Below are 15,832 nucleotides of genomic sequence, written 5' to 3'. Positions count from 1 at the left end.
ATGCCCAACCGACCGGACCCGCGGGTTGCGATGACGATCTCGCAGCTCGCTCCCGAGCGCGCCCTGCGCCGGCTCGAACTGACGGTCGTGCGCCGGCTGGAGGGCTACCTGCACGGTGAGCACCTCGGCCTGCTGCCCGGCCCGGGCACCGAGCTGGCCGAGGCGCGTGAGTACCAGGTCGGCGACGACGTCCGGCGGATGGACTGGGCCGTCACCGCCCGGACCACGGTGCCGCACGTTCGCGACCTGATCGCCGATCGCGAACTGGAGACCTGGGCGCTGGTCGACCTGTCCGCGTCGATGGACTTCGGTACCACCCAGCTGGAGAAGCGCGAGCTGGCGGTGGCGGCCGTCGCGACCGTCGGCTTCCTGACCCACCGGCTCGGCGACCGCTTCGGTGGGCTGATGCTGCGCGACTCGATGCTGCGCCGCTGGCCCGCCCGCTCCGGCCGGCTGGCGCTCTACGGTCTGCTCCGGGCGCTGCTGGCCGAGACCGCCCAAGGCGAGCACCAGGCCCGCAGCGACCTGGCCGGCGCGCTGGACTCGATGGCCCGGACGCAGCGCAAACGCGGCCTCCGAGTGATCGTGTCGGACTTCCTCACTCCGGAGGACGGCGAGGTCGACAGCCGGATGGAGCCGTCCTGGGAGCGCGCGATGCGCAAGCTGACCGCCCAGCACCAGGTGCTCGCGGTCGAGATCGTCGACCCGCGCGAGCTGGAGCTGCCCAACATCGGTGTCGTCCTGATCGGCGACCCCGAGACCGGAGCGATCCGGGAGATCGACACCCGCAAGCAGCGGGTGCGCGAGGAGTACGCCGCGGCCGCCCTGGCGCAGCGCGAACGAACCAGAACCGCCCTGCGTAGGGTGGGAGCCGGACATCTGGTCCTGCGGACCGACCGTGACTGGGTCGCCGACACCGTGCGGTTCGTCCTCGCCTACAAGCGAATGGCGCCCCGCCTGCACCAACCGCCGAAGGGAGTGGCTCGCTGATGGAGTTCCTGTCTCCGGCCAGACTGTGGTTCCTGCTCATCATCCCGGTCGTCGTCATCGCGTACGTCCTGCTGCAGCGCCGGCGAGCGCAGTACGCGCTGCGCTTCACCAACATCGCGCTGCTCGACCGGGTCGCACCGCGCCGGCCGCAGTGGCGCCGGCACCTGGCCGTCGTACTGGCGCTGTTCGCCACGGCGTCGTGCGTGGTCGCGTTCGCGCAGCCCAAGGACGAGGTCAAGGTGCCGCGGGAGCGGGCCACCATCGTGGTCGCGATCGACGTCTCGCTGTCGATGATGGCCACCGACGTCGACCCGAACCGGCTGGAGGCGGCGAAGCGGTCGGCGAAGAACTTCGTCAACCAGCTGCCGTCGAAGTTCAACGTGTCGCTGGTGAACTTCGCCGGGACCGCGTCGATCATCGTGCCGCCGACCACCGACCGGGCCACCGTGCAGCGGTCGATCGACGGACTGGAGCTGGCCGAGTCGACCGCCACCGGCGAGGGCATCTTCACCTCGCTGCAGTCGCTCACCCAGGTGCCGCCGGACCCCGAGCACCCGAACGACCCGGCCCCGGCCCGGATCGTGCTGCTGTCCGACGGCAAGCGCACGGTCGGGCGAACGGCGCAGGAGGGCGCGCAGGCGGCGAAGGCGAAGAACACGCCCGTCTACACGATCACCTTCGGCACCGACTCGGGCTTCATCGAGATGGACGGCATCCGCCAGCGCGTTCCCCCGGACCGCGCCGAGCTGCGCAGCGTCGCCGAGATCACCGGTGGCGAGGCCTACACGGCCGAGTCCGCGGGTGAGCTGGAAGACGTCTACAAGGACATCGGTTCCTCGGTCGGCTACGACCAGGTCGACAAAGAGGTGACGTCCCGCTTCGCCGGCATCGCGATGCTGCTCACGCTCGCCTCGGCCGGCGCCTGCATCGCCCTGGCCTCCCGCTTCCCGTAGCCCCCCGCGACTGTCCAAGACCTACCCCCGCGACTGTCCAAGACCTACCCCGTGACTGTCCAAGACTTACCCCCGCGACCGGCGGGCTACCCCAGGTTCGTACAGGGGGTAACTCGCCGGTCACGGGGGTGAGTTGCGTTGTGGGGTCAGGTGCCGGAGATCAGGCGGGTGGCGAGGTCGGGGGAGAAGGTGCCTGCGGGGACGGTCGGGGCAGTGCCGCATGCGCCGTCGGAGTTGCCGGGGACCTTGATCCAGAGCAGCAGCTCGGCGCCGCCGCCGATCTGGGGTGAGCTGCCGAGCTTGCGGCCGGCCGGGTTGCACCACACGCCGCTCGACCCGTTGCCGTTGCGGCTGGTGTCGATGACGAACGGTTTCGCCGTACCGAGGCCGGTGCGCACGTTGTTCGCATAGGTGATCGACGCGCTGGTGGTGTAGTAGTTCGAGACGTTCACCGCGAAACCGCGGGCGTCGGCGATCCCCGCACCCTGCAGCCGTTGCGCCATCGTTGCGGCCGGCACCCATCCGGCGTTGCCGGCGTCCAGGTAGGCCCAGGTGTTCGGCGCGCGGTCCTTGAACTGCTGGGTGGCGAAGGCGAGCATGCCGTTGCGTTCGCTGATCTGCGCCGCGGTCATGCACTCGAAGTCACCCAGCGCGTCCGGTTCGAGCACGACCACGGCAGGCCGGGTGCCGATCGAGTCCGCGAAGGCCGAGATCCACGTCCGGTACGCCGCCGGCGACCCGGCACCGCCGCCCGAATGACCGCCACACGCGTCCCGGCCGGGCAGGTTGTAGGCGACCAGGATCGGCAGCTTGTCCGCGCTGTCGGCGGCCCCGACATAGGCGCCGACCATCGCGCCGATCGTCGTACCGGAGGGTGGGTTGCCGAACCACTTGGCCGTCGGCTTGCTGGCGATGTTGCTGTTGATGGTCGCGGCTCTGGAGTCGCTGCCGTTGTTGTTGACCCACGTCTTGGGGGTCGAGGTGGGATTGACGTAGAGGCCGCTGGTCAGGTCGACCGGACTGGCCAGCACCTTCGCAGGCGCCGCGCCGGCACCAGCAGCAGCGGCGGCGTGCGGCCAGGACCGCCGGGTCGAGGTGTCCGCGAAGGCGGTGATCCAGGCGAGGGCGGAGTTCCAGTTCACCGCGACCTCGTTGGTGGAGTACGAACCGGTGTGGTCGAGATAGCAGGTGGCCGGCGCGCATCCCTGAAGACCACGCAGTGCGACGGGGTCCTGCAGCCCCGAGTTCGGTCCACCGGCAAGCGATCCGGGAGCAGGTGCGGGCAGTGCGGGGTCCAGTGCCTTCGCCCAGAAGCGGTGGTGCTGGTTGTGGCTGGCGCGTTCGCCGTAGCCGGTGACATAAGACTGGTTGAGCGCGTTTCGCCCGAGCAGGTAGTCGAGTGATTCCAGCGCCGCCTCCCGGTACTTGCCGAGGTGGGTCAGGTCGTAAGCAGTTGCCATGATCATCGAGTTGTTGGCGACCGCGCTGTTCGATCCCCAGACGTACTTGCCATCGCTCGGCAGGTAGGGATTGGCATAACCCTGCGAGCGGAGATCGGCGACGTACTCGTCGGCCACCTTGCTGATCCGCAGCGTGAGCTTCAACCGCTCGAGCAGGGACAACCGCGACGTCGCCCTGGCCAGAGCGAGGTCGGCCAGGCCGCCCGTCTCCTGCCAGGAGAAGCCGTCCGCGGCCTTGAGTTGCGTCGTGATGGCTCGCTTGAACGACTGCTTGCCGGTGGTGGCGAAAAGCTCGGCTGCGGCCCAGGAGAACTCGTCGGTCACCTTGACGTCGTCGTACGCGCCACCGCCTTCTCCGCCGTCGGGTGCATAGATCGCGGGGTTCTGTAGTGCTGCCTTCCAGGCCTTGTCCGCCGCCGCCAGACATTGTGCGGCGAAGGCCTTGTCCCAGCGCGCATAGACCCGGGCGCAGCGGGCGCCGACCGCGGCGACGTTGAGGGTCGCGGCCGTCGACGGGGGATAGAGGTAGCGCTGCTGCGGATCCGCGGCCGGCTTGAGCGGCAGGCCGGTCCACTTCACGTCATGGATCTTGTGGTGCACCATCCCGGAGGGTCCCTGCATCCTCAGCAGGAAGTCGACCTGCCACTTCGCCTCGTCGAGAAGGTCCGGGATCTTGTTGCCTGCTTCGGGAATCCGCAGCGGCTGATCGCCGGACTGCTCGTACTGGTCGAGCAACTGCCACGCGGCCAGCGCGCCGTTGACGACGTACTTGCCGTGGTCGCCGGCGTCGTACCAGCCACCTTGTACGTCGAGGCTGTACGTGCACGTCCCCGGGAAGCAGGGGACCGAGACGTCACCCTTGTTCGGCGCGATGCCGACGTGACCGGCAAGCCGTGCTCGCTCGGCGCCGACGTACTGGGCCTCGATGGGGATACCGCTGCGGTTGTTGTAGAAGTAGGCGAGCGCGTCCTGGCGTAGTGAGCTGTAGAGGTCGTCGCTGATCGTGAACGGCTCGCTGAGCTGGTCGCCGACCGCGAGACGGTAGCCCTCGCCCGCACCGCGGTACCGGTCGAAGTCGATCAGCTGGACGTTCGTGCCGGACATCGCGTCGGCGCCGTGCGGCTTGGTCTTGCCGTGGGCAACGACACCGCTCGCGGCGTCGAGCAGTCGCCAGGACTGCGGCCGGGTCAGGTCGGTGACGTAGGTGGCCCGCTTCGGGCCGTTCTCGAGGTAGCCGAGCTGGTTCACGCGGACCGGGGACCCGAGGTCCCGGACCCCACCAGGTGGCACGACACCTCCGACGAGCGAGATGTTGTCCAGGCAGAGCGTGTACGGCTCAGCGCTGCCACCTGCCTGGAAGCTGACCTGAAGATGCTCCGCCGTGGCCGGCGAGTTGGCCGTGAAGGTGAACGTCTGCGGAGTGGTGGTGACGTTGACCGTCTTGTTCATCACCGTAGCCACCGGCTTCGAGGCGGTCTGGGCGACGGCCCGGAAGGTGGCCGCCCGGGTGGCCGAGGCGTCGAAACGCAGCGTGTAGGGCTGCCCGGCCTCCACCGGCATGTCGTCCTGGCCGATCATCGAGTCCCACACGTTCACCGTGCCGCCCGGAATCTGCGCGCACAGCCGCCCGTCGGCGACGGTCGGCGGAGTGTTCCCGCTGGTCCACCACGGAGTCTTGACTCCGCTGTCGAAGTCCCCGTTGAGCAGCCGCTCGTACGCCGGAGCGTCGGCCGCGGCGGCTGGTACGGCACTGGTCAGGGGAACGAGAAGGAAGACGCTCAGGCTGAGCGCCGAAAGCCTTCGGAATCTGGTCATTGCGGCTGCCTCCGGAGGGAAGTGCGCTGGGAGCGCTTTCACTTTCGGCCAACGAGTCAGCGGCGTCCCTGTGCATGCTGCCGACGGCCTCGCGGCGTGTCAAGACTGAAACACTCGGGAAATCTGCTCTTCACACCAGGCCCCGCGTGCCCTATGGTCGACCGGAAGCGCTCCCAGTTTTGAAACCCGAGCACCGCCCCTCAGTTCGATCGGGTTGACCGGCGCTGACTCAGCGGCGTCACCGTGGCCTCGGCGTCCGTAGTACTGGGAGCGCTTCCAATTTTGCTGGCCGGATCGGAAGGGTTTCATCATGCGAATCAGGAAAGCGCTTGCCGTCACCATGGGTGTGGCTCTGCTGGCGACAGGCTGCGGGGGCGGCGGTGAGGAGTCGGCGGACGGCAAGGTCACGCTGACGATCAAGACCTTCGGGCAGTTCGGGTACGACGAGCTGATCAAGGACTACGAGGCCTCGCATCCGGACATCCGGGTCAAGCAGGAGAACATCGCCAAACTCGCCGACTACACGCCCAAGCTGCAGCAGTGGCTGACCGCCGGCAGCGGCGCCGGTGACGTGGTCGCGCTGGAGGAGGGCATCCTGATCAAGCTGATGGGCAAGCCCGACCAGTTCGTCAACCTGCTCGACCAGGGCGCCGGCGAGCTGAAGGGCAACTTCCTGGACTGGAAGTGGCAGCAGGCTCTGACGTCGGACGGCAAGAAGCTGGTCGGCCTCGGTACCGACATCGGTGCCCAGGGCATGTGTTACCGCACCGACCTGTTCGCCAAGGCGGGTCTGCCGACCGATCGGGCCGCGGTCGGGGCGCTCTGGCCGACCTGGGACGGATACCTTGCCACCGGCAAGAAGTTCGTTGCCGCCGGCACTGGTTCGAGCTTCTTCGACACCGCGGGTGGGGTGTACCAGAACATCCTGATGCAGCAGGGCGACCAGACCTACTTCGACCGCTCGAACGAACTGATCGTGGACAGCAATCCCGGCGTCCGGGCCGCGTGGGACCGGTCGGTCGAGATGGTCGGAGCCGGGCTGTCCGGCAAGCTGCAGATGTGGAGCCCGGCCTGGAACGCGGGCTTCAAGAAGGGCACCTTCGCCACCATCCCGTGCCCGGCCTGGATGCTCGGCATCATCAAGGACCAGGCCGGTCCGGAGAACGCGGGCAAGTGGGACGTCGCCCGGGTGCCCGGTGAGGGCGCGGTGCGGGGCGGATCGTTCCTCGCCGTACCGGCGCAGAGCAAGCACCCGAAGGAGGCCGCCGAGCTCGCCAAGTTCCTGACCGGCCCGGCCGGTCAGACCGCGGCGTTCAAGGCCAAGAACAACTTCCCGTCGTCACCGCAGGCCATCGACGACCCGGCCGTGTCGGGGGCCGTCAACGCCTATTTCAACAACGCGCCGGTCGGCAAGATCTTCGGAGAGTCGGCCAAGCAACTGAAGCCGGTCTACCTCGGTCCTGACAACCAGGTGGTCGGGGACGGCATCGGCGACGCCCTCACCGCCGTCGAGCAGGGCAAGCTCCAGCCCGACCAGGCCTGGTCCAAGGCGCTCGCCGACGCCAAGCGGGCAGTCGACAAGTGAGCAGCCGCACGTCTGTCGCAAGCACGCCTCCACCCGCCGTTGACGCGGCGGGTGGAGGCAGAAGGAAGGCGGCGAGGGCGGCCGGGAGTGGCGGGGGTGGCCGGCGCGGTCGAGCGACGGTCACGCCGGGCGCTTCCTGGCGCAACCGCCTCGACCTGCACGGCTCGCCGTACTTCTTCATCACGCCGTTCTTCGTGCTGTTCGCGTTGTTCGGCCTGTTCCCGCTGGTCTACACGGCGTGGGTCTCGCTGCGGGCCTGGGATCTCACGGGGGATGCCGGGTTCGTCGGGCTGAGGAACTACTCGCGGCTGGCCGGCGATCCGGACTTCTGGAACGCGATGGTGAACACGCTCGGACTGTTCGTGCTGTCGACCGTGCCGCAGTTGTGTTTCGCGCTGATCATCGCGGGCCTGCTGAACCGGCCGGTCCGCGCGCTGATGCTGTTCCGGCTGGGCGTGCTGGCGCCGATCGTCACCTCGGTGGCGGCGGTCGCGATCGTCTTCGGTCAGCTCTACGGCCGCGACACCGGGATGATCAACGGGCTGCTCGGCCTGATCGACGTCGGCCCGATCGACTGGCAGGCGGGCAAGGCGTCGTCCTGGATCGCCGTGTCCAGCATGGTGAACTGGCGCTGGACGGGGTACAACGCGTTGATCTACCTGGCCGCGATCCAGGCGATCCCGCGCGACCTGTACGAGGCGGCGGAGCTGGACGGGGCCGGCCCGGTCCGCCAGTTCCGTTCGATCACCGTGCCGCTGATCCGGCCGGCCCTGATCTTCACCGTGGTGATGTCGGTGATCGGCGGCATGCAGCTGTTCACCGAGCCGCTGCTGTTCGGCCAGGGCGACATCTCCGGCGGCAGTCTGCGGCAGTTCCAGACCATCGCGATGTACATGTTCGAGCAGAGTTTCCAGAACTTCGACTACGGCTACGGTTCGGCGATCGCGTGGGCGATCTTCCTGCTCACCGTCCTGGTCGGCGTCGCGAACGCGCTGATCGCCCGGCGCTGGAAGGGTGGCACCCAATGAGACGGCGTACGCACGGGAACACTCTCGTCTACCTCACCCTGCTGGTCAGCCTGGTGCTGTCGGTCTTCCCGCTCTACTGGCTCTTCGTGGTGGCCACCCGCTCCAACGACGTGGTCGGCCAGATGCCGCCGCCGCTGGTCCCGGGCGGCAACCTCGGCGACAACGTCGCGCGGTTGTTCGGCGCCGCGGAGGCGCACTTCGCCCGCGGTCTGGTGAACTCGATGATCGCGTCGGTCGCGGTCACCGTCTCGGTCGTCTTCTTCTCCTCGCTGGCCGGGTTCGCCTTCGCCAAGCTGCGGTTCCGGGGGCGCAACGCGCTGCTGATCGCGGTCCTGGCGACGATGATGGTGCCGGTCCAGATGGGCATCGTGCCGCTCTACATGGTGATGGTGAAGCTCGGCTGGCAGAACCAGTTGCAGGCGGTGATCGTGCCGTTCCTGGTCTCCGCCTTCGGGGTCTTCCTGATGCGCCAGTACGCCGAACGCGCGATTCCCGACGAGCTGATCGAGGCCGCGCGCCTGGACGGCTGCACCACCTTCGGGTTGTTCGTCCGGGTGGTCGCGCCCGCCTTGCGTCCGGGCGCCGCCGTACTGGGGTTGTTCACGTTCATGAGCACCTGGAACGAGTTCCTCTGGCCGCTCGCGATCCTGGAGGCGGACAACCCGACCGTCCAGTTCTCGCTCAGCCAGCTCGCGACGCAGTACTACACCGACTACACCCTGATGTTCTCCGGCACGCTGATCGCGACGGTGCCGTTGCTGCTCGTCTTCATCCTGTTCGGCCGCCAGATCATCGGCGGCATCATGGACGGCGCGGTGCGCTCGTGACCCGGGCGGTGCGCGGATGACCGGGATAGGGTTTCGGCCAGGCGAGGCGAAGGAGAACCAGCAGGTGGCGACGCAGACACCGAAGCGGCAGCCGACCCTCGACGAGGTCGCCGAGCGGGCGGGAGTTTCGCGATCGGCCGCGTCGCGGGCGATCAACAACGCACCGCACGTCAGCCGGGCCAAACGCGAGGCCGTCCAGCGCGCGATCGCCGACCTCGGCTACGTGCCGAACGCGACGGCCCGGGCACTGGCGACCCAGCAGGCCGGCGCGGTCGTGCTGGCGATCTCGGGGGAGGACCCGGCGATGTTCGCGGACCCGTTCTTCGCCGAGGTGGTGATCGGGATCAACTCCGTGCTGGAGGAGACCGAGCTGGAGCTGATGCTGTCGCTGGCGACCTCGTCGCGTGGTCAGGCGCGACTGGAACAACTGCTGCGGACCCGGCAGGCGGACGGCGTGATGCTGATGTCCCTGCACGGCGACGACCCGCTGGCGGAGCTGGCCGCCAACGCGTCGGTACCGGTCGTCTTCGGCGGTCGCCCGCTGAGCTTCGAACCCCGGTACTACGTGGACTCGGACAACCGCGGGGGAGCGCGACTCGCGACCGAACACCTGGTCGCGGCCGGGCGCCGCAAGATCGCCACCATCACCGGACGCCTGGACGAGGGCGCCGGAACGGCAAGGCTGCAAGGCTTTCAGGACGCGCTGGCCGTGGCGGGCCTCGACAACAGCCTGGTCGACCACGGCGACTTCAGCGAGGAGGGTGGCAGTCTCGCGATGGCCCGGTTGCTGGAGCGTGTCCCCGACCTCGACGGTGTCTTCGTCGCCTCCGACCAGATGGCCATCGGTGCCCTGAGGGTGCTTGCCCGCGCCGGCCGGTCGGTACCGGCCGATGTCGCGATCGTCGGCTTCAACGACATCACCGGCGCCCGTCACACCGACCCGCCGCTGACGACGATCAATCAACCGATTCACGCTCTGGGCCGGGAGATGGCCCGGATGCTGTTGTCGCTGCTGGCCGGTGACCAGCCCAGCCCGTTGATCCTGCCCACCCGGCTGGTGGTTCGTTCCTCTGTGTGAGCAGGGGGATTTGCGGACCGGCCGGTTCAGGATTGCGACACGACGGTGATGTGTTTGACACGGCGAGGTTGCTGGTGTCCGAGGGGTCGGTGGTGCAGTATGGGTCTCGCCGTCGGGGATCGACGGAAGGTTCGAGAACGCTGGGGAAGGCGCAGCTCGAGCACAGGAGGTCCCGGTGGCGACGACTCGTGGCGTTCTTTACGTCCACACCGTGCCGTCAGCGTTGTGCCCTCATGTCGAGTGGGCAGCGGGCGGCATCTTAGGCGTGCCCGTAAAACTCGACTGGACGCCGCAGCCCGCGGCACAGGGCACATATCGGGCGGAGCTGTCGTGGCAGGCCGAGGCCGGTACCGCGGCCAAGCTCGCGTCGGCGCTGCGCGGCTGGCAGAAGTTGCGCTTCGAGGTGACCGAGGAACCGAGCAACGGGGTCGAGGGCGAGCGTTACTCCTTCACCCCGACCCTCGGCGTCTTCCACGCGACCACCGGCGTCCACGGCGACATCATGGTGCCCGAGGAACGGCTGAAGGCAGCGATGCTGAAGGCCGCCAGTGGCGAGGCCGACCTGACCGAGGAGGTCGAGCGTTTGCTCGGCCGGCCCTGGGACGACGAACTCGAACCCTTCCGGTACGCCGGTGACGGCGCGCCGGTCCGCTGGCTGCACCAGGTGGTCTGAGCAGATCCTGAGAACTTCAGAAGAAAGCCAAGAAACAGAAGACTTCCTGGCGTTTTTCGATGATGCTGTGACTCAGACGTCCCACCGAGGTGGGAGAAGTCGTGGCCGCTGGGGCCACCGGGTGTCGGGACACCCCCGGTTGTCGACAACAGCGGCCGCACCACGTGAAAGGGCGCGGACCTCACGGTCCGCGCCCTTTTCCCTTGCCCTCCGTCGAACTACTGGCCGTAGCCCTTGGCGGTCCAGCTCAGCGCGCCGAGCGAACCACCCTTGATGTCCGTGCCGATCCGGTCGGCCTGGTTGGCGTCGAAGAAGACCGACGCGGCACCGGCCGGGGTGATACCGAGCAGCGACCGCCCGTTGAGGTGCGCCCCGCAGTAGCCACTGGTGAGGCTGCTGAACCCGGCCCAGCCGGTCTGCAGCACGGTCGAGCCGATCGTGGTCGGAGTCGCGTGGTTGACCCGCCACTCCTTCAGTTCACCGTTGGTCTTCGTGCCGATCAGTACGTCGACCTTGGCGCTGCCGGTGCCCTCGGTGCGTTCGTAGGTCAGCGTCTTGACCGAGTCCCAGCCGGTGGTCTTCAGGGTCTTCGGCGCGGACACCACGTACTTACCGGACGTGTAGCTGACGGTGTAGCGATAGAGAGAGGTGCCGGCGACGCGGTACAGGTAGGTGCCGTTGGCGAGGATCCGTGTGCCGGCGAAGCCCGAGGCCATCCGGGTGGCGGTGTTCTGGGTCATCTTCCAGACGCCGTTGGTGCGCTGGCCACGACGCTCCAGGTCGTACAGGTAGCCGTCGGTCGGGTGGGTCGCCAGTTCGCTGCTCATGAACATGTCCGTGTCGCCGGCCGCACCGAGCTGCTGCCAGGCGGTCGGCACCCAGGCCAGCTTGTCGCCCGGGTACGCCGTGACGCTCGTCTTCCGGGCGTTGTAGCCGTAGGACAGCCGCTGGCCGTCGGAGCGGTAGGCGGTGGTGTAGGCCGAGCAGTCCACCGGGACGTCGCTGAGCGCCGCGTTTGCGGGCAGTGCGGTCAGGGTGGTGCCGACGACGGCGAGAGCGAGTACTCCGGTCGCGGCGGCAAGAGTTTTGCGCATGGGCGGTGGTTCCTCCGTGAGTTCAGATGAAAGCTCGCCAGTATCGACGCAGGCGACCGCGCGTGCGGTTCCCTCCAGCGGCGTTTCGGTCGCTCGGCCGACTACAGCGGGATGTTGCCATGGCGGCCGCGGACGCGGCCACCCGCCTCGGCGGTGGCGATCGCGGCGGCCAGCGCCGAACGCGTTCCGGCCGGCTCGACGATCTCGTCGACGACGCCGATCTCGCGGGCACGTTCGATGCCGCCGGCAATCTTCTCGTGCTCGGCGGCGAGCTCGGCCTCCACCTGCGGCCGCAGGTCCGGCTCCACCTCGGCCAGCCGCCGGCGGTGCAGGACGCGGATCGCGGCGACGGCACCCATCACGGCCACCTCGGCGCGCGGCCAGGCGAACACCCGGGTCGCGCCGAGCGACCGCGCGTTCATCGCGATGTAGGCGCCGCCGTAGGTCTTGCGGGTCACCAGCGTCACCCGCGGTACGACGGACTCCGCGAAGGCGTGCAGCAGCTTGGCGCCACGCCGTACGACGCCGTCCCACTCCTGCCCGACCCCCGGCAGGTACCCCGGTACGTCGACCAGCACCACCATCGGTACGCCGAACGCGTCGCACATCCGGACGAAGCGCGCTGCCTTCTCCGCCGACAGCGCGTCAAGGCAGCCGCCGAGCCGCAGCGGGTTGTTCGCGATCACGCCCACGGTCCGGCCACCGAGCCGGCCGAGCGTGGTGACGATGTTCGGTGCCCAGCGCTGGTGCAGCTCGACACCCGACTCCTCGTCGAGCACACCGCCGACCAGCGGGTGGACGTCGTATGCGCGCTTGGCCGACTCCGGCAGCAGCCCGGACAGATCGGTGTCGGAGACGTCACCGGACACCGAGCCCTGGTTCGCGAAGAGATCGGCGAGCCGGCGGGCCTTCTCGATCGCCGCCTCCTCGGAGTCGGTGGTGATGTGCACGACGCCGGACCGCCGGCCGTGCGGCTCGGGACCGCCGAGCCGCAGCATGTCGACGTCTTCCCCGGTGACCGAGCGGACCACGTCCGGACCGGTGACGAAGATCCGTCCCTCCGGGCCGAGCACGACGATGTCGGTCAACGCCGGCCCGTACGCCGCTCCGCCCGCCGCCGGGCCGAGCACCACCGAGATCTGCGGGATCTTGCCGGACGCCTGGGTCATCTCGTAGAAGATCTTGCCGACCGCGTGCAGGCTGAGCACGCCCTCGGCCAGCCGCGCGCCGCCTGAGTGCCACAAACCGACGATCGGCAACTCCTCCTCGCGCGCCACCTGGTACGCCCGGACCACGACCTCGCAGCCCTGGTCGCCCATCGCGCCACCCATCACGGTCGCGTCGGAGCAGAAGGCGATCACCTTCGCCCCCGCGATCGTGCCGCGGGCGGCGAGCATCCCGGACAGGTCGTCGGGCGTGATCAGCTCGAGCGTGCCGGGGTCGAACAGGGCGGTGAGCCGGGAGACCGGGTTGCGGGGGTCCTCGTCGCGCGGCAGCTTGGCCGGTTTCACGGGGGCGGTGGTCATGGGCGTCTCCCGGTCAGAGGGGGTGCGGCGGAAAGGTGGGCCGGCGGTGCTCCCCGGCCCACCTCGAGATCAGAACGACTGACAGCGTCAGAACGACTGGAAGGCGAGTGCGACGTTGTGCCCGCCGAAGCCGAAGGAGTTGTTCAGCGCCGCGATGTCCCCGTCGGCCAGCTTGCGCGGCTCGGTCGCGATGTCGAGCTGGACGCCGTCGTCGACCTTGTCCAGGTTGATGGTCGGCGGCACGATCCGGTGGTGCAGGGCGAGCACGGTGGCGATCGACTCGACCGCTCCGGCCGCACCCAGCAGGTGACCGACCATCGACTTCGGCGCGGTCGCCACGGCGTTGTCGGCCGCCTTGCCGAGTGCCTTGCGGATGGCCACCGCCTCGGCGACGTCGCCGGCCGGGGTGGAGGTGGCGTGCGCGTTGATGTGCACGATGTCACCGGCGACCAGATCGCCCTCGCGCAGCGCCTGCAGCATCGCCCGCTCGGCACCCGAACCGGTCGGGTCCGGCTGGACGATGTCGTGGCCGTCGGCGGTGATACCGGCCCCGGCGAACTCGGCGTAGATCTTCGCGCCGCGGGCGACCGCGTGCTCGTAGGACTCCAGCACCAGCACGCCGGCACCTTCGCCGAGCAGGAAGCCGTCACGGTCGGCGTCCCACGGACGGGAGGCGCGCTCGGGGTCGTCGTTGCGCTTGCTGAGCGCCATCATCTGGCCGAAGGCGGCCAGCGGCAGCGCGGTGATCGAGCCCTCGGCGCCACCGGCGACGACGATGTCGGCGCGGCCGAGCCGGATCTGGTCGGCGGCCAGCGAGATCGCCTCGTTGCTCGACGCGCAGGCCGAGACCGGGGTCTGGACACCGGCCAGGGCACCCAGCTCGAGGCCGACGTTGGCGGCGGCCGAGTTCGGCATCAGCATCGGGATCGCCAGCGGGGAGACCCGGCGCGCGCCCTTCTGCAACAGGTCGTAGTTGGCCAGCGTGGTGAGCAGGCCTCCGATCCCGGTGGCGATCGCCACGCCGAGCCGCGTCTTGTCCAGCTCGACGTCGGCCAGACCGGAGTCGGCCCAGGCCTCCCGGGCGGCGACGACGGCGAACTGCGCGTTGCGGTCCAGCCGGCGGGCCTTGACCCGCTCGATGACCTCGGTCGGTTCGACGGCGGCGGGAGCGGCGATCTTGACCGGCAGCTCCTCGACCCAGTCCGCGGTGAGCAGCTTCGCGCCGGACTTGCCGGCCAGCAGCGCCTCCCAGGTGCTGGCGACGTCGCCCCCGACCGGGGTCGTCGCTCCGAGCCCGGTGATCACGACTCGGGTCTTCGACATGGTTACCTCATCCTTCGGCGTAGCGAGTGGTTGAAGCCAGGGGAGGCCGGTACGTCGTACCGGCGGTGCGGCCGGCAGCGGCGGCTCACCGGACCTCGCGATCCGGTGAGCCCGCCACTGCTGCCAGCACGATCGAATCCCAGCGGGAGTCGGTCAGCCGTTCTGCGCGCGCTCGATGAACGCGACGGCGTCACCGACGGTCTTCAGGTTCTTGACCTCGTCGTCGGGGATCTTGACGCTGAACTTCTCCTCGGCGGCCACCACGACCTCGACCATGGAGAGCGAGTCGACGTCGAGGTCGTCGGTGAAGGACTTGTCCAGCTGGACGTCCTCGACCGGGATGCCGGCGATCTCGTTGACGATCTCGGCGAGGTCGGAGCGGATCTCTTCGGTGCTGGCCATCAGTGTGTTTCCCTTTCGAAATGTGTGCATAACTAGCCGAACCGGCCACTTGAGCCGTTCCGGACAACCGGGGGTTCCGTTACGGAAGGCGGATCACCTGGGCGGCGAAGGTCAGGCCCGCGCCGAAGCCGATGATCAGAGCGAGATCCCCGCTGGTCGCCTCACCACTCTCGCGCAGAGTGGCGATCGCGAGCGGGATCGACGCGGCCGAGGTGTTGCCCTGCCGCTCGATGTCGCGGGCCACCTTGACGCTGTCGGGCAGTTTCAGGGTCCGGCGCATCGCGTCGGTGATCCGCATGTTCGCCTGGTGCGGGATGAACAGGTCGAGGTCCTCGGACTTCACCCCGGCCACGTCCAGCGCCTGCTGGGCGGTCTTGGCCATCTCGAAGGACGCCCAGCGGAAGACCGGGTTGCCGTCCATGGTGAGGTTCGGCCACTGGTAGCTGCCGTGCGCCTCCTTCCAGGACTCCTTCTGGCTGATCACCAGGTGCTGGGTGCCGTCGGAGCCCCAGACGACCGGGCCGATCCCCGCTTGCTCGGAGGGCCCGACCACGGCCGCGCCGGCGCCGTCGGCGAAGATGAACGCGGTGCCGCGGTCGGTCCGGTCGGTGATGTCGCTGAGCCGCTCGACCCCGACCACCAGCACGTACTTCGCGCTGCCGCCGCGGACCATGTCATTGGCCAGCGCGATGCCGTAGCAGAAGCCGGCGCAGGCGGCGGAGACGTCGAAGGCGGCAGCGGTGGGGGCGCCGACCGCGACGGCGACCTGGGTCGCGATCGCGGGGGTCTGGTAGAGGTGCGTGACGGTCGCGACGATGACGCAGCCGATCTGGGCCGGGTCGATGCCGGCGTCGGCCAGCGCCTCCTTGGCCGAGTGCGTCGACATCATCAGCACGGTCTCGTCGTCCTCGGCCCAGCGCCGTTCCTTGATCCCCGAGCGGGTCTGGATCCACTCGTCACTGGAGTCGATCTGCTCCAGGATCTCGGAGTTCGGCACCACCCGGCGGGGGCGGTACGAGCCGAGGCCCAGGACCGCGGAGTGCGCCGCAGGGATCGATTCTGTGATCTGTCCGGGCAT

The 15,832-nt window shown here is 69.0% G+C and carries 13 protein-coding genes; 7 read left to right on the top strand and 6 right to left on the bottom strand.

The genetic code is table 11. The annotated features are described in order from the left end of the window. Positions 1-990, top strand: coding sequence for a DUF58 domain-containing protein (locus OX958_RS23230; RefSeq protein WP_270131330.1), 990 nt, complete (start codon positions 1-3; stop codon positions 988-990). Then, entirely contained in the window at positions 990-1,943 is a 954-nt protein-coding gene (locus OX958_RS23225; protein ID WP_270131329.1) for a VWA domain-containing protein, read from the top strand. Before OX958_RS23230 ends, OX958_RS23225 begins: the two co-directional genes overlap by 1 nt. A 146-nt stretch (positions 1,944-2,089) precedes the next feature. Here the strand turns inward: OX958_RS23225 and OX958_RS23220 are convergent, their stop codons facing one another. Further along, positions 2,090-5,218: a glycoside hydrolase family 9 protein gene (locus OX958_RS23220; protein ID WP_270131327.1), complete on the bottom strand. Its 3,129-nt coding sequence runs from the start codon at positions 5,216-5,218 to the stop codon at positions 2,090-2,092. Between the two features lie 310 nt (positions 5,219-5,528). Here OX958_RS23220 and OX958_RS23215 point away from each other — a divergent pair, with 310 nt between their 5' ends. The 5 genes from OX958_RS23215 (at position 5,529) to OX958_RS23195 (ending at position 10,409) form a co-directional block, all read left to right on the top strand. Then, a complete protein-coding gene (locus OX958_RS23215) occupies positions 5,529-6,803 on the top strand; it encodes an ABC transporter substrate-binding protein (protein WP_270131326.1) in 1,275 nt (424 codons plus the stop codon). Beyond that, on the top strand, positions 6,800-7,831 hold the full coding sequence (locus OX958_RS23210; protein ID WP_270131324.1) for a carbohydrate ABC transporter permease: 1,032 nt from the start codon (positions 6,800-6,802) through the stop codon (positions 7,829-7,831). The genes OX958_RS23215 and OX958_RS23210 overlap by 4 nt, the downstream gene beginning before the upstream one ends. Continuing rightward, entirely contained in the window at positions 7,828-8,658 is an 831-nt protein-coding gene (locus OX958_RS23205; RefSeq protein WP_270131323.1) for a carbohydrate ABC transporter permease, read from the top strand. Before OX958_RS23210 ends, OX958_RS23205 begins: the two co-directional genes overlap by 4 nt. 16 nt (positions 8,659-8,674) lie before the next feature. Then, positions 8,675-9,736 (top strand): LacI family DNA-binding transcriptional regulator, encoded by a 1,062-nt coding sequence (locus tag OX958_RS23200; protein WP_270131322.1) that lies wholly within the window; start codon positions 8,675-8,677, stop codon positions 9,734-9,736. Between the two features lie 175 nt (positions 9,737-9,911). Beyond that, positions 9,912-10,409: a DUF3145 domain-containing protein gene (locus tag OX958_RS23195; RefSeq protein ID WP_132193951.1), complete on the top strand. Its 498-nt coding sequence runs from the start codon at positions 9,912-9,914 to the stop codon at positions 10,407-10,409. Positions 10,410-10,627: 218 nt separating this feature from the next. On the opposite strand, the gene OX958_RS23190 is transcribed toward OX958_RS23195, so the two are convergent. The 5 genes from OX958_RS23190 to OX958_RS23170 form a co-directional block, all read right to left on the bottom strand. Then, positions 10,628-11,503, bottom strand: coding sequence for a hypothetical protein (locus OX958_RS23190; RefSeq protein ID WP_270131321.1), 876 nt, complete (start codon positions 11,501-11,503; stop codon positions 10,628-10,630). A gap of 101 nt (positions 11,504-11,604) precedes the next feature. Continuing rightward, positions 11,605-13,029, bottom strand: a complete 1,425-nt coding sequence (locus OX958_RS23185; RefSeq protein ID WP_270131320.1) for an acyl-CoA carboxylase subunit beta — start codon at positions 13,027-13,029, stop codon at positions 11,605-11,607. Between the two features lie 87 nt (positions 13,030-13,116). Next, complete coding sequence (locus OX958_RS23180; RefSeq protein ID WP_270131319.1) at positions 13,117-14,352, bottom strand: beta-ketoacyl-[acyl-carrier-protein] synthase family protein; 1,236 nt, start codon at positions 14,350-14,352, stop codon at positions 13,117-13,119. A gap of 153 nt (positions 14,353-14,505) precedes the next feature. Further along, complete coding sequence (locus OX958_RS23175; RefSeq protein ID WP_270131318.1) at positions 14,506-14,754, bottom strand: acyl carrier protein; 249 nt, start codon at positions 14,752-14,754, stop codon at positions 14,506-14,508. Between the two features lie 79 nt (positions 14,755-14,833). Then, positions 14,834-15,832: a beta-ketoacyl-ACP synthase III gene (locus tag OX958_RS23170; RefSeq protein WP_270131316.1), complete on the bottom strand. Its 999-nt coding sequence runs from the start codon at positions 15,830-15,832 to the stop codon at positions 14,834-14,836.

The sequence above is a fragment of the Kribbella sp. CA-293567 genome (genome assembly GCF_027627575.1).
Lineage (GTDB): Bacteria > Actinomycetota > Actinomycetes > Propionibacteriales > Kribbellaceae > Kribbella.
The sequence above is the reverse complement of the archived record's forward strand: the minus strand, read 5'-3'. Positions and strand labels throughout refer to the sequence as shown.